The sequence below is a fragment of the Bacillus sp. NPDC060175 genome, from assembly GCF_042728695.1.
Classification (GTDB): domain Bacteria; phylum Bacillota; class Bacilli; order Bacillales; family Bacillaceae_G; genus Bacillus_A.
Map to the genome: position 1 here is coordinate 1 of NZ_JBHWYR010000001.1, position 21,389 is coordinate 21,389.

The window sequence follows — 21,389 nt, forward strand, 5'->3', positions numbered from 1 at the left end:
ATTTTAAAAAACAACCTTATCTCATTTATCATCTAACCTTTTGGCAAAACGCCTTAATCGCTATCCTATTTTTTATTTTATATAAATTACTATACAAAAAATCAAATTTTTAACAGCCTTTCAAACGGCTGTTTTTCTTCTGTCTAATTTTACAAATTGAAAAATTTCATAAAGAAAATAAGAAAAATGCAAAATAATTAAAGTTAATTGTTGACGTGATGCTTTTATTATCGGTATCATAAATCTTCGTGAGCAATTATTTTTCGTTATACGATTTTTTTATTATTACTGAATTTTTGAGAGGAGAAATTAGATGTCAGTTAAGAAGAAAACGCAAGTACGCACCGGCAAAATGGTACGTGAACTAATGTTAGCAGACGAAGATGTAAATGCTTCGCTAATTATGGTATACAGTGAAAACGGTGTAAACGCAGAAATTAAAATCGAGGGCTTAACGCCGAAATGTAACGAAGAATTATTTTTGAGCGGAAACGTGGATTGGAACAAGAGTGTTATTTATAAAATTGTTGATTTCACTGGGAACGCGGAAGTTGGTAAAGTTACATTAACAGCGATGAATAAGAACAATGTTTCTCTAGAAATTGAACGCGTTATGTGGAGCAAAGAAAATAAAGAAGCTGCTGAGCAAGAAGAAACAGTTGTAGAAGCTACTCCGAACAAAGAAGTAGTTGTAGAGGCTCCTAAAGCAGTTACACCCGCTCCTAAACCTGTTATGCGTGTAGAAACACCCGCTATAACACCTAAGCCTACTCCGGTACCAACGCCGAAGTCAGTAAGTGTTGAAGCAGCTGTAGAACTATCTACTCCAACACCTGTGAAAAAAGCAGTACCTACTCCAGTTACAAAGCAAGAGACAGCACCGGTTACTCCTGTAAAACCGAAACAACCTGCTTTGACTGAAACAAATACAAAACTACAAGAAAATTATGTTAAACTTGTGAAAAAGACAATTGAAGTTTGTCAAGATTACGAGCTTGGCATCGACATAGATGATTCTATTGAAGGATTAAAAAAAGAGCTACAAAGCCAAGGTATTAGCGTTACATTCGACAAAGAAATTATGGACGTTGTAAATCGCCTTCGTTCTTTACAAGATAAAGGAATCAAAGTAGAAAAAGTACTTAATTTACTATAAAAATAAGGAGATGGCGGTCGCCATCTCCTTATTTTTTATAATTCCATTCATTACTTTCATACTTCTCTTTTGCTAAAGTTTGAACTTCATGAAGCTGTTCTTCTGTTAGTTCATACGGCACAAGCTCTATATCTAAACCTTTTTCAAATCCAGTTTCAAACGCTTGAATTAACTGTTCAATCGTAAATGTACGGTCTGTTAATTCATTAATCGCTACCGCTTTAGAAGAAAACATGTTTTTCATACGCTCTTTTACACGTTCATTTGGGAATAAAAATAGATCGTATAACTCATCTAAATCTATTTCTAACGGAATCGAACCGTGTTGTAAGATAACACCTTTTTGACGGGTTTGAGCACTACCTGCGATTTTTCTTCCTTCAACTACAATTTCATACCAAGATGGTGCATCAAAGCATACGCCTGAACGCGGATTTTTTAAATTTTCACGATCCTCTTCTGTTTTCGGAACTGCATAATATGCTTCTAATCCTAATGCCTTAAAACCGTCTAATAAGCCTTGTGAAATAACACGATACGCTTCTGTAACTGTTTTAGGCATATCCGGATGATCTTCAGACACAATAACACTGTACGTTAATTCTTTATCATGTAGTACACCCCTACCGCCTGTTTGACGACGAACAAATCCATATTTCTTTTCGTTAACTACATCCATATTTATATCTTTTTCAACACGCTGGAAATACCCAACTGTTAATGTTGGTACTTCCCATTCGTAAAAACGAATTGTTGGTGGCATTTTCTTTTCACTTTGCCAATTTAATAAACATTCATCTAACGCCATATTAAATGCTGGTGAACATTGACCAGAGTTAATATAACACCATTTTTCTTTTCCCATCCTGCACCTCATATAACCAATTATTTTTCACATTCTCTAGTCTACCAAATTCGACAAAATTTGTGAAAGAATACGAAATTTCTTCTTATATACAAATGAATCTGTTGCATAAATACATATGGGCATTATAATATTGAAAGTAGGATAAGAAAAAAGGGAGCGATAGAATCGTGTCAACAAACTTGATTATTATACTAGCCGCAATTGCAGCATTCATCGGCTACACTGTATGGATGTATTTCTATCAGAAAAAATTAATTAAAACACTTTCAGAAGAAGAATTTCGCGCTGGCTACCGTAAAGCACAGCTTATCGATATTCGCGAAGCGGATGAATTTAACGCGGGACATATTTTAGGTGCGCGTAACATTCCATTATCACAAATTCGCCTTCGCCACAAAGAACTTCGCCAAGATCAACCGGTTTATTTATATTGCCAAAGCGGATTCCGTACAGGTCGTGCAGCTCAATACTTAAAAAAACAAGGCTACACAGATTTCTACCAATTAAAAGGTGGATTTAAATCTTGGTCAGGCAAAATTAAAAAGAAGTAACATACAAAAACTAGCTGCACGATACAGCTAGTTTTTTCATTCCATATTGTTCGCAATGTACAGTAGATTTTGTTTAATCACATCTTCATCTTTCTCATCTACATTACGATATAATAGCTGATATTCAATCCCCTTCTCTTTCCATATAAGCGTAGCAAATTCGTCCCCTCGCTCGTAATCATCCTTATTTTTAAAATAAGCAGGTGCTCCATTATTCAATTTCATTTGTTCTTGAAATCGATTCTCTTCTACGAGGTATGGAAAACTGTAAGAAAAGTTGGCCACTGTTAATTCTATATAATCGCGCCTTCCTTTCTCTTGTTGCTTATATTTAATCGTTAAGACAGCATTCTTCTTTCCCATCGTTCTTACCTCTCCCTTCACATCACTCGTAATGTCATAAGGTAAAAACGTTGGAACTTTAAACTTCGCCGGAAAATATTTTGGAAGTTCCTTTAGCGGAATCGGATCAGTAACACGGTCCTTAGCCCCTCCTGTTGTTCCTACAAATGTTTTTTCTTCTTGCATCGTTTGCTGAAATGAACATGAGCTAAGTATTACACTAGAAAACACGAAACAAATGATGCCTTTTTTCAATTTGTTTCCGCCCTTTCATACCGCTCTCTTAACGAGCGAAGCGTTTATACTCTCTTCTATTCGCCTCGTTATCAAACACCTCCTCCGAAAACTTTCCACGTTATTCTCACACATTTTGACAAAAATTCTTTGCAGACATACAAAAAAGACCTCGCTATTCTTACGCCCAAATAAAAAGGTTACGCGAATAACAGAAGTCATGCTTATAACATAGATTGTGAAAAGCTTTTCAGGTCAAGATTTTTTCATTCTTATTATTTTCCCCTTATAATTAAGTAAAGAGGTGATACATATGGCCAATATAAAACAAATTGCAAAAACTGCTGGTGTATCCATATCAACGGTTTCCCGTGTCCTTAATAATCATCCTTACGTAAAAGAAGAAAAGCGTAAGCGTGTTTTAGATGCAGTTGAAGAATTGAACTATGCAAAAAATATAAATGCTATCCATTTAATAAAAGGTAAAACATATACGATTGGCGTTATGCTACCTTTCATTAATGTTCCGTACTTTAGCACGATCATTGAAGGAATCGGAAACGAAGCATTAGCAGCTGGATATCATATTAATTTATGCCAAACGAATTACGATAGTATTGAAGAAATTCGCGTTCTTGAAATGATGAAAATGAAGCAATTTGACGGGATGATTATTTGCTCTCGCACGAGTTCATGGGAACAAATTGAACCGTTCGCAAAATTTGCCCCTATTATTTCATGTGAAAAAATGAAACATCCCCTCATTTCATCTGTCTATGTAGATCATTATGAGGGCTTCCGTCTCGGTACTTCCTATTTACTCAGTAAAGGTCATGAAAAAATCGGCATTTGTTTAGCAAGAAAAACAAGTGTTAATTCAATCGAGCGTGAAAAAGCTTTCGCCGATACCCTTCGTCACGAAGGAAAAACAGTTCACCCTGATTGGATTTTCCATCAATGTTATACGATGCAGGACGGGGCAAAAATACTTCACCGTATTTTAAACATGAAAAATCGCCCAACCGCTATTTTCACAGCGAACGATCAAGTTGCTGCTGGTTTATTAACAGAGGCAAAAAAACTTGGCATTCGCATACCTGAAGACCTCGCTATCCTGGGATTTGATAACCATGAAATTTCAAAAGCATTAGAAATTACAACTATTGAACATCCCGGGCTCACAATGGGCTCACATGCTTTTTCTTTATTCCATAAACAGATTCAAAGCGAGCAAATTACCGGAAGCACAGAAGAACTTTCATTCCATTTAATTGAACGAAAAACAGTCTGAAAAAGGAGCGTTAATTATAGCGCTCTTTTTTCAACTCTTCACCTATTGACTTTATATTTTTCATCTCATATAATTAACCTAACGAACGGTAGGTAGGGGATGAAAATGACAGCAAACCGGATTAAAGCTGTAGCACTTTCTCATTTCGCACGCTACGGCTACGAAGGAACTTCCTTAGCAAATATTGCTAAGGAAGTTGGGATTAAAAAACCATCGATTTACGCACACTTTAAAGGAAAAGAAGAGCTATATTTTACATGTTTGGAATCCGCTCTTCAAAAAGATTTGCAGAGCTTCACAGACGATATCGAAAATTTTTCCAAATCGTCTACTGAAGAATTGCTCTTAAATTTGTTAAAAGGCTATGCAAAACGATTTGGTGAAAGTGAAGAATCAATGTTTTGGTTACGAACTTCTTATTTTCCGCCGGATGCATTTCGCGAACAAATTATTGATAAAGCGAATGTACACATTGAAAATGTCGGGAAACTTTTATTCCCTGCGTTTAAAAGAGCAAGCGAACAAAATGAACTGCATAACATTGAAGTAAAAGACGCTTTGGAGGCTTTTTTATGCTTACTTGACGGCCTTATGGTTGAACTACTATACGCAGGTTTAAATCGTTTTGAGACACGTTTAGAAGCTTCTTGGAAAGTATTTTGGCGCGGACTTTCAAACTGACGGATTGCTCCTTTGCAATGCGTCGTTTTTAAGCCCTTTACCTAACGACTGGTAGGAAGGAGAAATGACATATGGCATGGATTTATGTAATCATAGCTGGTATTATTGAAATCTTTTGGGTGATTGGACTAAAAAAAGCGGAGGCACCACTTGAGTGGGCTGGTGTTGCTCTATTAATCACAATTAGTTTCGTCTTATTATTTAGAGCTTATAAAGATTTACCTGTCGGTACTGTATACGCAGTCTTTACAGGAATTGGAGCTGGTGGAATCGTTCTTACAGAGATTTTCATCTTCGGAGAACCTTTCTCTATCGTAAAAGTTTTATTAATCGGTTTAATTTTCTTCGGAGTAATTGGTTTAAAACGAGTAACAGAAGAAAAAGAAGTGAAGGAGGCTGCATAAAATGGCTTGGGTATTTTTAATTCTAGCTGGTATTTGTGAAATTGTTGGTGTACTCTTTATGAAAGTAGCCACTGAAAAGAAAGGCTGGGCACCAAAAGTTATTTTAATCGCTAACTTCGGCGTAAGTTTCTTCTTCTTATCACTTGCAATGAATACATTACCGATGGGAACTGCTTATGCAATTTGGACTGGAATCGGAACTGCCGGAAGTGCACTTCTAGGTATTCTTATTTTCCGCGAGTCAGCGGATTGGCGCCGCCTTGCCTTCTTAAGCTGCATTCTATGCGGTGCTGTTGGCTTAAAACTATTAGGCTAACGTGAGGTGAATGTCATGTGGAAAGAAAAAGGAAAACAAATCTTAACATGGATCACACTTGGGATCGTCATTCTATTGCAAATAAGTTTTCATATAATAGAATGGTTGTTTCATAAAGTAATATCCATTCTTACATTCTTTCCCAACATGGCACTTGAAATTGCATCTATCGCTTGGTCAATTATTGCCTCCATTGCAATCGTAATTATATGGAGTATCGCCAAGCTATGGAACAAGTTATTTAAAAAGGACAGTTCTTCTGAAAAAGAGTAACTGTCCTTTTTTTATCCCGCATTAACGGGCAGTAAGACCCCCACCTCAAAATTCGGCGAATGCGAGGGAGTTAGGTGGGAGATCAACTGCCCGTAAACGCCCGATTGGTTCAACTAATAATCAGTGGGGATGGACAAAACCCCCACTGATTAAAGTTTCACTTTATATTCATTCTGATTTTCTATAGAAATTTGATGCGATCAGACAAAGCAGACCAACTATGACAACACTCATACCAATCCCTTTATGCAAATTAGGAAATGGCGATGGTATATCTGAGTAAAAATTTGCTAATATGAAACCAATTGAGCATAAAAGTACCCCTATTCTATACAACCATTTTCTTTTTTTCATCATTCTCCCTCCTAAAATTTTCATACCCTCCTTTCTTTTGGACATACTACCTAAAAAAGGAGTGGATCATATGCAAAATTCTATACATAAGCAGATCCTATTTTTATTTTTCCTGTTTCTCTTTCTCATCATATTTTTCAGCATAATATTACATACTCCGAAAGATGTGCCAAGTAGCGTTTCTGTTTATAAACTGTTGCTTTCATATTGTCATTATTGAAGAAGGTGCCTTTTATGAGGCACCTTTTAAAATTCTCTCTTCTCATACAATTTCACTGAAACGAAGATAGATACTATGAACATGCATATTGAACTAACGAATAACACGCTGTTATATAGTTGAATTTGTTCTAGGTTGATTTGAAAGAACATAGAACAAATTGCTATCGGTACTATTAGTATGAAAAGCGTAATAAAAATAGTTTTTTTATACGCTAACCAAAACGATATTGGTAAAACAAAGCTTAAATACACTAAAATAAAGCTAATACTAGCAACCATTGTCGTTTCAATAAATTCAAATAGGTTAACCCCATTCTTCATTCCCATCGTGAAACAACCGACCGTTACGCTTATAAAAAGAATAATAATTGCTACTATATATTTCGCATACACAATTTGTTTTCTCAATATTGGTAAACTATTTACTATAACTTCACTCTCATTTTTACTATCTGCTTCAAATGTTTTTACTGTTGCCCCAATTGTAATAATTACTGACATAATTATGAACAGATTTTCCGTATCTGTTAAAGCCATATAAAAGAAAATAGGATACAGTATATACCAAATTAAAAATTTCCATTGGACGATGAAATCTTTTAAAATTAGTTGTTTCAACAACATTCCCTCCCCTCACAAATCACGCTCATTATACAAATTAATTGAGAGTACCATCGACATGACATATAAAAGGAGCAGCCCGGCTATGAAACAAATATTTATGACTAGACTCGTGCTCCAAATATTCTCTACATCTAACCACACGTTACTTACAATCACTCCACTTAAATACCCCAATGCAAGTCCGGCAAACGGAGCAATTTGTTTTGCACTGCTATACCCTACTGAAAATTCAATTGGAAGTACAATTATGCTATAAACAAAACCACCTGTTATTCCACCAAGAATCGCTCCCCACAGCATAAATCCAGTTATATGTTCATTTTGCAACTGAATTAAACCAACCACAAGTGAGAAAATTCCACCTAAAACAACTAAAATGCTTACAAATATGTATTTTGCTATGACAATTTCTTTTCGTTGAAATGGAAGACTATTTACTAGCATTTCACTTTTATTTTTATTCTCATAACTCATTGACAGCATCATGCCAAGAATAGGTATAAACATGCTAAATGTCATCAGAAAACTATCACTACGAAAATCAACAATGACAAGGAAAAACAAACATATAAGATAAGCAAACCCTAACTTTCTTTGCAACATCATATCTTTTAAGACTAGTTGCTTGATCATTTATTGCACCTCCTAGTATGAAAATGCCAGCTTCTATAACTCTGCCTCCTGAAACATTTTCATTGAGAGCAACATTGATATGACTATACTTACTAACACTCCGATACCAAGAACACTCATTGATAATATAGCAACTTCAGAGTGAAGTACTTTTAGCATGATTGTTTTATCACCAAAAATATTGCACATAAGGCCAATCATACCCATTAAAGGAAAAATCATAATAACATTCAAGAAGTAGTAGCTTTATATCCTCCAATGTAATTAGTAGGTATCGTTACTACACAATAAATCAAAGTTGCTACTATTGCTGAAAATATTGCATATCCAGGAATAACTATATCTCTGTTCAATAAAATATTTCCTAATATTACGACTATAAAAGTTGTACTCAGACCGGCTATAATAAATAATGTGGTTGCAATATATTTAGCTATAACTATCTCTTTTCTTGTTATAGGCAAACTCACTAATACTTTTTCTATTTTACTTTTCTCTTCATAATAAAAAGAAATATATATAATCGTACTACATGTTATAAATAATCCTATTGCAATCCCCATTGGTTCTACGGAATTTCTAAAAACAGATAAAATAGGTATTAAAAAATAGAAAGGAAACATCTTCTTCTGTAAGAAAAACTCCTTCAAAATCAACTGTTGCATATGAATTCTCCTCTCTATAAATCACGTGCTCCGTAAATTTTAATTGTAAGAAACATAGAGGCGATATATATACTAGCTAGTGTAATTAATCCAACTATAAATATGCCAAGATGTAATGGATTCATAATCCACTCAATGAATGAAGGTGCTGTTTCATTCAGCCCATCACTAATAAATATCCAAAGTATTCCCCCCACTCCTATTGATGCTGCTGATACTATACTTCTTACTACCTTCGATTTTGTACCATAATAACTAGGGAAAAAGGTGACAACCAAAAATACGGCGTAAACAACCCCATTTACTACTCCATACCATGGAACTTCAATGTATAGGTTAGGATGATATGCACCGATATCACCAATAACAGCAATACCTCTTATAAGAAAAGCAAACAACATAGTGGAGAACATACCACCTACAATAAATATTGCACTGGAAATATATCTAGCAATTATGATATCCTTTTTACTTAACGGTAAACTATTAATAATAATGTCACTTGTATTTCGTTCATCTATTACGACTAATATCGTAACTGAGGAAAGAGTTATAAATAAACAACTCATAGGAAACAGCATTCCATCACCATGTTCAAATAAAAAGAATATAAAAGGTATAGTAAGATACACTAACCATATCCCCCGAAAAAAGAACAAATCTTTATATACGAGCTGACGCATAGGCACCTCTCCCTTTCGCAGTGTAAACGATGATATCGTCTAATGTAGGTTTTTCTAGTACAACCTCATTTCCAAACCAATCGATAATTGCTTGTCTATCCTCTGCTAAACCTTCAAAGCCAAATTTATTTTTTCGTAATCCAACAAATAGTTCTTTTCCTTCTCGATCTAATAAATCATTGCTTCCCTTTACGATTACGTAGTTCTCCATTAATTCATCTTTCTCACCAGTAAATATAATTTCTCCATCATTGATGAACGTAATGTAATCCGCGATGCGTTCTAAGTCTGTAGTAATGTGTGTGGAAAATAAGACAGACACTTCATCTTCCATTACAATCTCTTGCAACATATCAAGCAAGTCACTTCGAACAACTGGGTCTAATCCTGCTGTTGGTTCATCCATAATAATGAATTCCGCATGGTGTGAAAGTGCGATTGCAATCGCAAATTTCATTTTCATCCCTTTGGATAACTCTTTAATCTTTTTATACTTTGGAACTTGTAATCTCTGCATATACGATTGATACTGCTTTTCGTCCCACTTTTTATATAACGGTGCAATAATCCGTTTCATTTGCTCACACGTTAAATCTTCGTAATAATGATTTTCATCATATACAAAACCAATATTTTGTTTTATTTCTTTTTCAGCTTTCTTATTGTCCTTACCAAAAATTTTTATATCGCCACTATCTTTTCTAATTAAATTCATAATCATTTTGATCGTCGTACTTTTTCCGGATCCATTCGGTCCGACAAATCCCATAATATATCCACGTGGTAATGTAAAATTCATATTTTTCACTGAGAAATCTTGATAACTTTTACAAACGTTTTTTAGCTCTAACATCTCTCATTCCCCCTTGTATAAACACGCAATCATCTGTTGTAATTCTTCAAGTGAAAGTTGCAACACTTTACTTTCATTCACAATTTCTTCAGCCTTACTTTCCAATAGACGTAGCCGCTGTTCTTTTAATAGTTCATTGTTTTCACGTGAAACATAAGTCCCTTTCCCAGCAACAGTTTCTATATATCCTTCTTTTTCAAGCTCCTCGTACGCACGCTTCGTTGTAATTACACTAATTTGTAATTCCTTCGCTAAGCTACGAATAGACGGTAATTGATCTCCACCCTTTAAACCACCATTTAAAATAAGCTGGCGTAATTGCTTCCTTATTTGCGCATAAATAGGGTCTTGGGAAGAATTTGAAATAATAATATTCATGTTTTCCTCCAGTGTGTATATACTGTATATACCTTATATATACAGTATATACACAACATCCTATTTTTTGGCAAGAAAAAAAAGACCAACATTTCCCTGTTGGTCTTTCGTATATGTATCACTTTTCAAAGCGATCTAACATTTCGTCTCTCATTCCGAAACTAACAACCGCTATTCCTACATACATAAAAAGAAGGAATGCCGGATGAACTGTATTGTACCAGCTGCTATCAACAATTAAATAAATCGTTAACGCCACAACAAGAACAAACGCTAAAATAAACATATAAAAGTGTCTTGTATTACCCATGATAAACTCCTCTCTGCTCTCTTCACCATTCAACAGTATATTGTATCGAATAATTCGATATGACTCAAGGTTAACTTTCTGTTATGTAATCAAGTTCTACCTTTACAATGTCCTCACACGCTATTGAAATGATTGTTCCTTGTTTATCAATCGCTGTCACTTCTCTATTATCCATTACACGGTGCGCTACTCTTTCTAGCACTTTTCCTTGGTCTCTGTAACAAAATTCTTTTACATCTTTAATTGTTTCTCCATTTTCTAAATGGTATACCATTCTATAGCATCGATATCCCACGCTTCCACCCCCGCCTTGCTCGTTTTTTCACATATACATAAAAATGAGTAATTTCTACCTCATCACATCTTCTTAATTTCAATAAAATTCTAACAAAAATAAATACTTTTATCAAACCGACTTTTTCAACAAAATCACCTATAAAACCGCATCTTTACAGCAATATGAAACAAAAAATATAAATTTTTAACATTTTTTTCATTCTATCCGCACCAATGTTGCAAAAAAAAGAACCCGCATATAGCGAGTTCTTTTTATTCCAATCACACTTGTACAGGTGCTAGCTTTTCATAACGTAAAACTGGTTTACGAGCAGCCAATGTTTCATCCAAACGTTTAATTACCGTTGTATGTGGCGCTTCTTGTACAACTTCTGGATTTTCTTCTACCTCTTTAGCAATTTGAATCATCTTATCAATGAAACCATCTAATGTTTCTTTTGATTCTGTTTCTGTTGGCTCAATCATAATACATTCTTCCACATTTAATGGGAAGTAAATTGTTGGTGGATGGTAACCGAAATCAAGCAGACGTTTTGCAATATCTAATGTACGTACACCAAGTTTCTTTTGACGACGACCTGATAATACAAATTCATGCTTGCAATGTCTATCGAACGGAAGTTCATAGAATGGTGCTAATCTTCTCATCATATAGTTCGCATTTAATACAGCATACTCAGTTACTGCACGTAGTCCATCTGGACCCATAGAACGAATATATGTGTATGCACGAACGTTAATTCCGAAGTTACCATAGAATGGTTTCACACGCCCAATTGCTTCTGGACGATCATAGTTGAAGTGATAGCCATTTTCCGTTTTCTCTAAAATCGGTTTTGGTAAGTACGGAATTAAATCAGCTTTCACACCTACTGGACCAGAACCTGGGCCACCGCCGCCATGCGGACCTGTAAATGTTTTATGAAGGTTTAAATGCACAACGTCAAATCCCATATCTCCTGGGCGTGCTTGGCTTAATACAGCATTTAAGTTTGCACCATCATAGTATAATTTGCCGCCTGCGTTATGGACGATTTCTGCCATTTCTAAAATATTTTCTTCGAATAGGCCTAATGTATTTGGATTTGTTAACATAAGTGCTGCTGTTTCTTCGTTTACAACACGTTTTAAATCATCTAAGTCAACAAGACCATGTTCATTTGATTTCACCGTAATTGTTTCAAAACCAGCTACCGTTGCAGACGCCGGGTTTGTTCCATGAGCAGAGTCAGGAACAATTACTTTCGTACGGTTAAAGTCACCATTTGCTTCATGGTATGCACGAATCAACATTAAACCTGTCCATTCTCCGTGTGCACCAGCTGCTGGTTGTAATGTAACAGTATCCATACCTGTAATTTCAATTAAATGTTCTTGTAAATCGTACATTAATTCCATTGCACCTTGCACTGTTTTTTCATCTTGAAGTGGATGAATATTTGCAAAGCCTGCGAAGCGAGCTACGTTTTCATTAATTTTCGGATTATATTTCATCGTACAAGATCCAAGTGGGTAGAATCCAGAATCAACGCCGTGGTTACGGTTTGAAAGCGCTGTGTAATGGCGCATAATATCAAGTTCAGATACTTCTGGAAGCTCTGCATCTTCAACGCGAATATAATCGCTCTCAAATACATCTTCTAATTTCACTTCTTCTACATCTAATTTGGGTAAGCTATATCCTACGCGCCCTTCTTTAGTCACTTCAAAAATAAGTGCTTGGTCTTGGTTCTTCATTGGATAGCCCCCATTTCGTTTACAAGTGTGTCAATTTCCTCTTTTGTACGAAGCTCAGTTACTGCTACAAGCATATGATTTTCATGCTCTTTATAATCACGGCCTAGGTCGTAACCACCGATAATATTCTTTTGTATTAATACATCATTTATTTCTTTAACTGGACGTTTGCAATCTACAACAAATTCATTAAAGAATGGTCCAGCGAACGTTACAGTGAAGCCTTTCGCTTCGAATTGACGTTTTGCATATTGTGCTTTAGAAATATTTTGACGTGCCATATCTTTCACACCTTGTTTTCCAAGTGCCGTCATTGCAACTGATGCTGCTAATGCATTTAACGCTTGGTTTGAACAAATGTTAGACGTCGCTTTATCACGGCGAATATGCTGTTCACGTGCTTGTAACGTTAATACAAATCCACGTTTACCATCTGAATCTACAGTTTGTCCGACAAGACGTCCTGGAATTTTACGCATAAATGCTTTCGTTGTTGCAAAGTAACCACAATGAGGTCCACCAAACTGCGTTGGGATACCAAATGGCTGTGCATCACCGATTACAATATCAGCACCGAATTTCCCTGGCGGTGTTAATGCGCCTAATGATAATGGATTTGAAGAAACGATAAATAATGATTTTTGTTGATGAACGATTTTTTCGATATCAGCTAACTTTTCAACTTGTCCGAAGAAGTTTGGATATTGAACGATTACGCAAGCAACTGTATCATCTACTTCACTTTGTAATACGTCTAAATCTGTTACACCGTCTTTATGATCAATTTCAACAACTTCAAGATTTTGACCTTTTGCATATGTTTCAAGTACCGCTCTTGATTCTGGATGAACTGCCTTAGACACAAGAATTTTCTTTTTGCGTGTATGACCAGCTGCTAACATTGCCGCTTCAGCTAAAGCTGTACCTCCGTCATACATAGAAGAGTTTGCTACATCCATTCCTGTTAATTCACAAATCATTGTTTGGAACTCAAAAATTGCTTGTAATTCCCCTTGTGAAATTTCTGGTTGGTATGGTGTGTAAGCTGTATAAAATTCTGAACGAGAAATTACATGATCAACAATTACTGGAGCGTAATGATCGTATACACCTGCTCCTAAGAAAGAAGCGTATTCTTTTAAGTTCGCATTTTTGCTAGCCATTTGAGATAGCTCTTTTAAAAGCTCTGGCTCTGATTTTGCTTCTTTAATTTTTAAATCCCCTTTAAAACGAACACTCTCTGGAATATCAGAGAATAACTCATCAATCGTTTGAACGCCGATTGTTTGTAACATTTCTTTTTTGTCTTCTTCTGTCATTGGAAGATAACGATGCAACATGAAATCTACCCCTCTCCCCGTTACTTTGAACGTTTATAAAATGGTGTTGGAACAACTACTGCTTTGACGCGTTTATTACGAATTTCAATTTCTACTTCTGTATCAACTGTTGCGTATTTCACATCAATTAGTGCTAAACCAATGCTTTTCTTTAACGTTGGAGATTGTGTACCACTCGTTACTTCCCCGATTTTTTCTTCTCCTATAAATACAGGGTAATGCGTACGAGGAATACCGCGTTCGATTACTTCGATGCCGACTAACTTACGAGATGCACCGTTTTCTTTTTGCTCTTTTAACGTTTCTTTCCCAAAGAAATCTGCTTCTTTATTTGGTTTTACCGCAAAGCCAATTCCCGCTTCAATCGGTGTAATATCTTTTGATAACTCTTGTCCGTATAACGGAAGTGTTGCTTCGAAGCGAAGTGTATCACGAGCACCTAAGCCACATGGTTTTAACCCATCTTCTTCTCCAACTTCAAGAAGTTTCACCCAAAGTTTTGCAGCATCTTCACTCTTACAGTAAATTTCGAATCCATCTTCACCTGTATAACCTGTACGAGATACAAGTGCAGGAATTCCATCTACAAGAATATCGTTTTTAAATTTAAAGAACTTAATTTCTTTCAAATCTTCTGACACAACTTTTTGTAAAATGTCTTGTGCTTTTGGTCCTTGAATTGCAAGTTGCGCAACTTCACTAGAAACATTGACTACTTTTGCATCGCCAATTACATGACTTGCTAACCATTCGTAATCTTTCTCGATATTTGATGCATTGATTACTAATAAATAGTCTTCTTCACCACGTTTGTAGATTAATAAATCATCTACTGTGCCGCCATTTTCATAGCACATAGCTGTATATTGTGCGCCTCCTACCTTTAAGGTAGATACGTCATTTGTAACAACACGTTGTAAAAATGCTAAACTATCTACACCCTTTACCTCTACTTCTCCCATATGAGATACATCGAACAAACCTGCTTCTGTACGCACAGCTTCATGCTCTTCTTTAATGCTTGAAAATTGAACTGGTAATTCCCAACCACCGAAGTCGATTGTTTTCCCACCATACTTCGCGTATACATCAAATAACGGTGTACGTTGTAATGTAATCATGCTCTTTCCCCCTTATGCTCTGACAAATCAATAAAAGTTGCTTCCCATATCTAAACATTTTCATTCTGAAAAGATAAGGTTATACGGAATCTCAGTATATTTTTTTATGAAAGCGTAAATAAAAAGTTACTTTCTTGGATAAAATACGAAAGATTCCACACATTTCACACCATTATCCTAACATCATTCGCTATATTTCATCAATATTCTAGCATAAAAAAAAATTTAGAATTTTTTATTCTTAATCATATTAAATACAGCTTTCGAGATTTAGTCCTAAATCATTGCCTATTCTTTAACTTTTAGTAATTGTGATAGTGCCTTATTACGAGGCTTATAATAAAGATTTTTAAAATAATCACTTTAGTTTATAAAAGGTGGGAGAGTCTTAATGAATGTCGATATTTCTGTAGATCGAACGTGGCAAAACAATTTTTTAAAAAGAATTGATGAAGATGGTCCTTGGACAAATTGGGATTTATATCATTTAGCTTATAAAACAGAGAAATCATTACTCGTTCCTACTTTTGATGGATTGCAAGCACCGAAACATTTATCACATTTCACGCCGCTTCCGCATCAATTAGAGGTTGCTCAAAATGTCATTGAACAAATGAATGGTAAAGCGATTCTAGCAGATGAAGTTGGACTTGGAAAAACGATTGAAGCTGGACTTATTTTAAAAGAATATATGGTTCGAGGACTTGTAAAAAAGGTACTCATTCTCGTTCCAGCTTCTCTCGTATCTCAGTGGGCGTATGAACTAAACACAAAATTTTTTATTCCTGCGGTCGCTCAAAAGAAAAGTTATTCTTGGGAACAAGCTGATGTGATTGTCTCATCAATTGACACTGCAAAACGTTCACCACATCGCGATATCGTTTTAAACCTAGAGTATGACCTTATTATTATCGATGAAGCACATAAACTAAAAAATAATAAAACAAAAAACTATGAATTTGCACAACGATTAAAAAAGAAGTTTTGTTTATTACTAACTGCAACTCCTGTTCAAAATAAAATTGATGAAATCTTCAACCTCGTTTCTTTATTAAAACCAGGTCATCTAGGCAATCAATCTAATTTTGAAGAATATTATGCTTCCAAAAATCGTTCCACTGAATCCGATGAAGATTTAAAAGCTCTTATCAATAAAGTAATGGTTCGAAATAGACGCCATAACACTGGCATTGATTGGCCGAAGAGACATGTACGAACAATCTTCGTTGAATTTAATGAAGAAGAACAAGCTTTGTATAATGAAATTGAAAATTGGCGTGAACAAAATGCCTTCACATCTGCTTTCTCATCCTTAACTTTAAAACGGGAAGCATGTAGTAGTCGTGAAGCTGTTTACTATTCATTAAAAAAACATGTAGAAAAACGGCAGAAAGAAAATGAGCATTACATAAAGGACCCGCATATTGATGTGCTGATGGATAAAATTAATCATATTCCGTTCAACTCCAAAGCAAATAAAGCACTAGAGCTTATAAAAGAAGTTGACGATAAAGTCATTATTTTCACTGAATATAGAGCTTCACAAATGTATTTACAATGGTTCTTACAACAACATGGCATTTCCTCTGTCCCATTTCGCGGTGGATTTAAGCGCGGGAAAAAAGATTGGATGAAGGAGCTTTTCCAAACTCATGCCCAAGTATTAATTGCGACCGAAGCTGGTGGTGAAGGAATTAACTTACAATTTTGTAGCCATATGATTAATTACGACTTACCGTGGAATCCAATGCGACTTGAGCAAAGGATTGGACGTATTCACCGTCTTGGACAAAAAAATGATGTTCATATTTATAACTTAGCAACAAAGCATACTGTTGAAGAGCACATTTTAAAACTACTATATGAAAAAATTAATTTATTTGAACGTGTAATTGGTGAACTCGATGAAATTTTAACGAGAATCAACATGAAAAATATTGATGCGCATATTCAAGAGATTTTCGCGCAGTCAAAAAGCGAAGGTGAAATTCGAATCAAGATGGAAAATTTAACATCTATTATCGATTTTGCGAAGCGCAATGAAGCAGAGGTGCAGGACTATGCAGCAAAATGAAATTCATAATTACTTATACAACTTTTTTGAGGCGAATAACTGCGAAATTTTAGAACGTTCCCCTCACCTGTTAGACGTGCAGTTAACAATTGAAATGGATAAATTATTAATGAACCGCCCATTCTATTGGCACTATCTTGAAAAAACAGGAGGCGTTCCGAACCCGATGCGCCTTACTCTTATTACAAATCCGGAAAACGAAGAAAACGACGGTGAACTTATTCATTACGGTTCACCCCGTTTGCATCAAATATTTGAAACAACAAAAGAACTAGGTTCATACATACGTTTATATGAGGAAGTGAAACATAGCGGGGCAACTCATACCCCCCTTCATCCTTGGCTTGGTGTAAATATAAAAGTATCTTATCAATGCGACCGAAAAAAAGACATGCTTCATTCCATCGGTATTCATCTTATTTCCGGGACAATGATTGCAAACTTTCATGACACTTTAGCAGAGATCAAACTCACACCGAAAATACCTGATTTTTGTTTTACGCTCTCACCTATCATTAAGCCACAAAGTGGCTTACAACGTATAGAGGATGCTTTAAAAAGTATAATCGCTGAAGATGACCACACGTGGGCAAAAGAAGCGAGAGTGCGTTGGAATCACGATTTAGACCTTTTAAATCGATTTTACGAAGATAGCGATGAACTTCCAGAAAGCTATGAAATTGAAAAGCAAGCATTACAAGAACAATACGAACCACGCATTACAATACAAATTATAAACGGCGGTCTCTTTTATGTTACCGCAAATCATTTTCTATCTTAAAGAAAGCTCCTTCAACTATTGAAGGAGCTTTCTTTAAGATGTTTTTCCAGCCTATTCTCTATCGTCATTACGCTCTTGTTGTTTTTTCTTTGTCATACGTTTTTGATATGCACGATCCTTCGCGCTTACATGATTTGCATCAGTTGGAAGATTTTCTTTTGAACGACCAATTCCATTGCTCATCTTTTTCCCTCCTTTTTACACACTTCAAAATGCACCTTTATTTTCAGCTAAAAGCACAATCCTTATACAAAAAAATAAGAGTAGCAATTAGCTACTCCTACTCATTCACGTATTTTTGAAACATATCATGGATGCCTTGATTTACGAGGTTCGAGATCTGTTCGTCAGATTTATTCGGATAACGATCACGCAATCTGATAGATGCCTTCACCATTAAATTTTCTAATACAGAACGGCCACCTTCTCCATAAATAATTTCAGCATACTTAACAAGTCTTCCATCCTCTAATGTTGCTGGATTATGATTGAAGAAAAATTTACTCATTGTCTCCACCTCTCTTTTTGATAACGTTTACATTTATATAGATTATTTATGTTATTTATTTCACAATATTGTATGCATATATATTTAATTAGTTTCATTATAAAGCAACATATCAATAGTAAATATGTGATTTTCCGTCCATTTTGTGAACAAACCAAAAAATGAAAGCGTTTCCTTTATTATATACTAAAAAAACTTACTACGCTAGGGGCAATTTTTCAATCTACTAATCATCTACTTTTCTTTTTTTTATTAAACCTTATACAATTTTCAGAAATTATATTATAAAATATATGTATGACTTAAGGAGGATTTGTATGAATCAAAATAAAAAAGCTATATTAGATCTTGTCTTTTATCTCGTATTCCCATTCCTCATTTGGAAATTTGCAAAGCCTTATATCGATCCTTATTACGCAATGTTAATTTCCTCTGTTCCGGGGATTATTTATACACTGTATACCTTTAAAAAAGAAAAACAGTTTAACGTTACAGGGTTCTTTATTTTAATTACACTCATCTCTAATACAACGGTAGACTTAATATCTGGATCAGCGGAACGAATGCTATGGAATGATGCATATTATCATATCGTACTTGGCTGCATCGTTATATGTACAATCTTTATAAAAAAACCACTTATGTTATATTTCGCAGCGGACATTTCAGCACTCCAAGGTCATGATCGTGATAAAAGTCGTGAGCTTTATCGTGATAGTCGTATATATCCAGCCTTGCAATATTTAACACTATTTTTCGGTCTTCAATTTATATTAAAAAGCTTCTTGAAAATCTATTTCATCTCTGTTTTCGGTGTAGATGGATATGGTGAAATGAGAGCTATTATGACCGCTGTTGGCTGGGGCATTTCTATTTGTATCGGAATTGGATTTGTATGGGTAAACAATAAAATACATGCGGTTACTGAAGAAAAAGAATCTGTGCAATAAACAAAAATCCCCTAGCATCTTGTTATACTAGGGGATTTTTGTTTTGCTAAACATATTACGAAAAAGTTAGCTTGATTTTTTTCTTTTATTTTTTACATTTCGATAAAACAAAGCAGCGCTCAGTGGCATAACACCAAACCATTTATTTAAGAATGGCTCTTTCTCCGCACGACGTTGTTGTTTCTGTTGTTTTCGATCCTCTTTTGGAGCATCCATATATGACACAAACTGCTGCGTCACAAAGCGAACATAATCATTAGTAGACATATTATCATCACCTCTACTTGATTAGTATGTCCACTTTTTTATTCATTAATCTTTCCCTTTAATTCATTCATAATTTGCTTTACTGACTTATTTGTCGTGTCGATATGAATATCTGCTTCTTCATAATAAGCTCGGCGCGATTCAAATTTCGTCACAAATGCCTCTATATCTTTCTTCTGAAATAGTGGACGTGTCATATCTTCACGAAGCCTTTCTGCAATTACATGCGGATCACAATATAAATACACGACAGTTCCGTTCTCTTTCATCCACTTTCGATTTTCCACTCGCTCAATAATCCCTCCACCAGTTGTAATGATTACATTATGAACTGGTAGTGAACGTAACATCTCACTTTCATATTCCCGAAAAGTCATTTCTCCTTCTTCTGCAAAAATATTTCGAATTGTCTTCTCTTGCTTCTCTTCGATTTTTTGATCTGTATCTACAACATCCATTTGAAGTTCTTTACTTAACGCTTTTCCAATTGTTGTTTTCCCAGCTCCCATATAGCCGGTTATGTATATAGATTTCATTTTCTGTCCTCTCAATCGTCATGTATTAATTGTTATTATAACGAAAGATGCTACTTTGTTTAATAAAAAAACGTTTTGTTCTTCTTATACTATGAAGAACAAAACGTAATATACTCGCTTTTACTTATAAGTACCTCTTCTCACCCACTGCGTTGCAATCCATTTCTCACCTTTCGTTACAGGTGCCCCTCCATGTAACGTAAGCTCATTTAGTGATTGGTCTTGATAAAAATACTCAAAGTATACTGCCATTCCTTTTCTAGGGTGCACAGAAAGGTTTAATTTCGGGAAGAATGTTTCCCCGCCTTCTTCTACATCATTTAAGTACATCACAAGAGTACTGATACGATTATTAGCAGCTGATCTACTATGTTCCGCAAAATAATCATAGTGTGCTTTATATTGTTGATCCACTTCATAATTTAAAATGTGCAATCCTTCTCCATGCGCTACAGGAACATTCATGATAGATGAAATTCGTTTTTCAATCTTCGAAGTAAGTTCATTGTCTTCCAAAAATGCACCACTACTTGTCCGAATATCATTTACATCACGTGATGAACCAACTTTAGAACGTTCTATTTTATTTTTAGACATTTCAATTAATTCATCGCACTCTTCATCGCTTAATACATTTCCTAATACGACAATAAGTGGTTCTTCGAATTTTGAAATAATTTGTATTTCCCTATCTTCTGTCATAATCGCATTTCCTTTATGATCAAAAATAGTTTGTTCCTTATTTTCACCTATTTGATTGTTATTTGTCATTTCTTTATCTCCCTAGAAAAAATGATTGGATAGCATGAATATATCATATTCTTTCTACCTTTCTCTTTTTTGAGAAAATTTAAACTTTTGAACATCATTTTATCCTTTTCCATAAAGAAATTGACTCATTCCACAATAAGAATTAAGGGGTCTCTCCCCGTATTTTACA

The 21,389-nt window shown here is 35.1% G+C and carries 28 protein-coding genes and 2 pseudogenes; 11 read left to right on the forward strand and 19 right to left on the reverse strand.

The window, feature by feature from the left end; all coding sequences use genetic code 11:
• Positions 1–313 precede the first annotated feature (313 nt).
• Complete coding sequence (locus ACFWDE_RS00005) at positions 314–1,156, forward strand: hypothetical protein (protein ID WP_377889221.1); 843 nt, start codon at positions 314–316, stop codon at positions 1,154–1,156.
• Positions 1,157–1,184: 28 nt separating this feature from the next.
• Here the strand turns inward: ACFWDE_RS00005 and ACFWDE_RS00010 are convergent, their stop codons facing one another.
• Positions 1,185–2,021: a lipoate--protein ligase family protein gene (locus ACFWDE_RS00010; protein WP_002111778.1), complete on the reverse strand. Its 837-nt coding sequence runs from the start codon at positions 2,019–2,021 to the stop codon at positions 1,185–1,187.
• Positions 2,022–2,191: 170 nt separating this feature from the next.
• Here ACFWDE_RS00010 and ACFWDE_RS00015 point away from each other — a divergent pair, with 170 nt between their 5' ends.
• Complete coding sequence (locus ACFWDE_RS00015) at positions 2,192–2,575, forward strand: rhodanese-like domain-containing protein (RefSeq protein WP_002034000.1); 384 nt, start codon at positions 2,192–2,194, stop codon at positions 2,573–2,575.
• A gap of 36 nt (positions 2,576–2,611) precedes the next feature.
• Here ACFWDE_RS00015 and ACFWDE_RS00020 read toward each other — a convergent pair whose 3' ends face one another.
• Positions 2,612–3,148: a DNA polymerase III subunit delta gene (locus tag ACFWDE_RS00020; protein WP_377889481.1), complete on the reverse strand. Its 537-nt coding sequence runs from the start codon at positions 3,146–3,148 to the stop codon at positions 2,612–2,614.
• Positions 3,149–3,464: 316 nt separating this feature from the next.
• Here ACFWDE_RS00020 and ACFWDE_RS00025 point away from each other — a divergent pair, with 316 nt between their 5' ends.
• The 5 genes from ACFWDE_RS00025 (at position 3,465) to ACFWDE_RS00045 (ending at position 6,116) form a co-directional block, all read left to right on the forward strand.
• Positions 3,465–4,442, forward strand: coding sequence for a LacI family DNA-binding transcriptional regulator (locus ACFWDE_RS00025; RefSeq protein ID WP_377889224.1), 978 nt, complete (start codon positions 3,465–3,467; stop codon positions 4,440–4,442).
• A gap of 99 nt (positions 4,443–4,541) precedes the next feature.
• Entirely contained in the window at positions 4,542–5,123 is a 582-nt protein-coding gene (locus ACFWDE_RS00030; RefSeq protein WP_377889226.1) for a TetR/AcrR family transcriptional regulator, read from the forward strand.
• Between the two features lie 71 nt (positions 5,124–5,194).
• Complete coding sequence (locus tag ACFWDE_RS00035; protein ID WP_242785084.1) at positions 5,195–5,527, forward strand: DMT family transporter; 333 nt, start codon at positions 5,195–5,197, stop codon at positions 5,525–5,527.
• A 1-nt stretch (position 5,528) separates the two neighbouring features.
• Complete coding sequence (locus ACFWDE_RS00040; RefSeq protein WP_002015033.1) at positions 5,529–5,843, forward strand: DMT family transporter; 315 nt, start codon at positions 5,529–5,531, stop codon at positions 5,841–5,843.
• Positions 5,844–5,858: 15 nt separating this feature from the next.
• Positions 5,859–6,116 (forward strand): DUF3975 family protein, encoded by a 258-nt coding sequence (locus tag ACFWDE_RS00045; RefSeq protein ID WP_377889229.1) that lies wholly within the window; start codon positions 5,859–5,861, stop codon positions 6,114–6,116.
• A 168-nt stretch (positions 6,117–6,284) separates the two neighbouring features.
• Here the strand turns inward: ACFWDE_RS00045 and ACFWDE_RS00050 are convergent, their stop codons facing one another.
• From ACFWDE_RS00050 to gcvT, 12 genes and pseudogenes are all read right to left on the reverse strand, one after another.
• Positions 6,285–6,470 carry a hypothetical protein gene (locus ACFWDE_RS00050; RefSeq protein WP_377889231.1) on the reverse strand — a complete coding sequence of 62 codons (186 nt, stop codon included), beginning with the start codon at positions 6,468–6,470 and terminating at the stop codon, positions 6,285–6,287.
• A 246-nt stretch (positions 6,471–6,716) separates the two neighbouring features.
• The gene (locus tag ACFWDE_RS00055; protein WP_377889233.1) at positions 6,717–7,313 is read right to left on the reverse strand and encodes an ABC-2 transporter permease; all 597 of its coding nucleotides are present in this window, start codon (positions 7,311–7,313) and stop codon (positions 6,717–6,719) included.
• 12 nt (positions 7,314–7,325) lie between these two features.
• Positions 7,326–7,949: an ABC-2 transporter permease gene (locus ACFWDE_RS00060; protein ID WP_377889235.1), complete on the reverse strand. Its 624-nt coding sequence runs from the start codon at positions 7,947–7,949 to the stop codon at positions 7,326–7,328.
• 33 nt (positions 7,950–7,982) lie between these two features.
• A pseudogene (locus tag ACFWDE_RS00065) lies at positions 7,983–8,614 on the reverse strand (ABC-2 transporter permease).
• A gap of 14 nt (positions 8,615–8,628) precedes the next feature.
• The gene (locus ACFWDE_RS00070; RefSeq protein ID WP_131230510.1) at positions 8,629–9,297 is read right to left on the reverse strand and encodes an ABC-2 transporter permease; all 669 of its coding nucleotides are present in this window, start codon (positions 9,295–9,297) and stop codon (positions 8,629–8,631) included.
• Positions 9,278–10,150 carry an ABC transporter ATP-binding protein gene (locus ACFWDE_RS00075; RefSeq protein WP_377889237.1) on the reverse strand — a complete coding sequence of 291 codons (873 nt, stop codon included), beginning with the start codon at positions 10,148–10,150 and terminating at the stop codon, positions 9,278–9,280. Before ACFWDE_RS00075 ends, ACFWDE_RS00070 begins: the two co-directional genes overlap by 20 nt.
• 3 nt (positions 10,151–10,153) lie before the next feature.
• Complete coding sequence (locus ACFWDE_RS00080; protein ID WP_377889239.1) at positions 10,154–10,528, reverse strand: GntR family transcriptional regulator; 375 nt, start codon at positions 10,526–10,528, stop codon at positions 10,154–10,156.
• A gap of 118 nt (positions 10,529–10,646) precedes the next feature.
• Positions 10,647–10,838: a hypothetical protein gene (locus ACFWDE_RS00085; protein WP_002088608.1), complete on the reverse strand. Its 192-nt coding sequence runs from the start codon at positions 10,836–10,838 to the stop codon at positions 10,647–10,649.
• A 70-nt stretch (positions 10,839–10,908) separates the two neighbouring features.
• Positions 10,909–11,112, reverse strand: coding sequence for a DUF3929 family protein (locus tag ACFWDE_RS00090; RefSeq protein ID WP_000262495.1), 204 nt, complete (start codon positions 11,110–11,112; stop codon positions 10,909–10,911).
• Between the two features lie 284 nt (positions 11,113–11,396).
• A complete protein-coding gene (gcvPB, locus tag ACFWDE_RS00095; protein ID WP_377889241.1) occupies positions 11,397–12,872 on the reverse strand; it encodes an aminomethyl-transferring glycine dehydrogenase subunit 2 in 1,476 nt (491 codons plus the stop codon).
• On the reverse strand, positions 12,869–14,212 hold the full coding sequence (gcvPA, locus tag ACFWDE_RS00100; RefSeq protein ID WP_377889243.1) for an aminomethyl-transferring glycine dehydrogenase subunit 1: 1,344 nt from the start codon (positions 14,210–14,212) through the stop codon (positions 12,869–12,871). The genes gcvPB and gcvPA overlap by 4 nt, the downstream gene beginning before the upstream one ends.
• Positions 14,213–14,232: 20 nt before the next feature.
• On the reverse strand, positions 14,233–15,333 hold the full coding sequence (gcvT, locus tag ACFWDE_RS00105; protein WP_002111803.1) for a glycine cleavage system aminomethyltransferase GcvT: 1,101 nt from the start codon (positions 15,331–15,333) through the stop codon (positions 14,233–14,235).
• A gap of 391 nt (positions 15,334–15,724) precedes the next feature.
• On the opposite strand from gcvT, the gene ACFWDE_RS00110 reads away from it, so the two are divergent.
• Together ACFWDE_RS00110 and ACFWDE_RS00115 are read left to right on the forward strand one after the other, a co-directional pair.
• Positions 15,725–17,407, forward strand: coding sequence for a DEAD/DEAH box helicase (locus ACFWDE_RS00110; protein ID WP_002160498.1), 1,683 nt, complete (start codon positions 15,725–15,727; stop codon positions 17,405–17,407).
• Positions 17,394–18,188: a YqhG family protein gene (locus ACFWDE_RS00115; protein ID WP_377889246.1), complete on the forward strand. Its 795-nt coding sequence runs from the start codon at positions 17,394–17,396 to the stop codon at positions 18,186–18,188. Before ACFWDE_RS00110 ends, ACFWDE_RS00115 begins: the two co-directional genes overlap by 14 nt.
• 51 nt (positions 18,189–18,239) lie before the next feature.
• On the opposite strand, the gene ACFWDE_RS00120 is transcribed toward ACFWDE_RS00115, so the two are convergent.
• Both ACFWDE_RS00120 and ACFWDE_RS00125 read right to left on the reverse strand, forming a co-directional pair.
• Positions 18,240–18,371: a hypothetical protein gene (locus ACFWDE_RS00120; RefSeq protein ID WP_377889248.1), complete on the reverse strand. Its 132-nt coding sequence runs from the start codon at positions 18,369–18,371 to the stop codon at positions 18,240–18,242.
• Between the two features lie 97 nt (positions 18,372–18,468).
• Positions 18,469–18,696, reverse strand: a complete 228-nt coding sequence (locus tag ACFWDE_RS00125; RefSeq protein WP_000032698.1) for a hypothetical protein — start codon at positions 18,694–18,696, stop codon at positions 18,469–18,471.
• A 72-nt stretch (positions 18,697–18,768) separates the two neighbouring features.
• Between ACFWDE_RS00125 and ACFWDE_RS00130 the strand changes: the two are divergent.
• A pseudogene (locus ACFWDE_RS00130) lies at positions 18,769–18,886 on the forward strand (GTP pyrophosphokinase).
• A 127-nt stretch (positions 18,887–19,013) separates the two neighbouring features.
• Positions 19,014–19,646, forward strand: a complete 633-nt coding sequence (locus tag ACFWDE_RS00135; protein ID WP_215586842.1) for a VC0807 family protein — start codon at positions 19,014–19,016, stop codon at positions 19,644–19,646.
• 66 nt (positions 19,647–19,712) lie between these two features.
• Here the strand turns inward: ACFWDE_RS00135 and ACFWDE_RS00140 are convergent, their stop codons facing one another.
• From ACFWDE_RS00140 to ACFWDE_RS00150, 3 genes are all read right to left on the reverse strand, one after another.
• Positions 19,713–19,913 carry a YqzE family protein gene (locus ACFWDE_RS00140; RefSeq protein ID WP_002015009.1) on the reverse strand — a complete coding sequence of 67 codons (201 nt, stop codon included), beginning with the start codon at positions 19,911–19,913 and terminating at the stop codon, positions 19,713–19,715.
• A gap of 38 nt (positions 19,914–19,951) precedes the next feature.
• A complete protein-coding gene (locus ACFWDE_RS00145; RefSeq protein WP_377889251.1) occupies positions 19,952–20,449 on the reverse strand; it encodes a shikimate kinase in 498 nt (165 codons plus the stop codon).
• 120 nt (positions 20,450–20,569) lie between these two features.
• Positions 20,570–21,220, reverse strand: a complete 651-nt coding sequence (locus ACFWDE_RS00150) for a 2OG-Fe(II) oxygenase (RefSeq protein ID WP_377889253.1) — start codon at positions 21,218–21,220, stop codon at positions 20,570–20,572.
• Between the last annotated feature and the right edge of the window lie 169 nt (positions 21,221–21,389).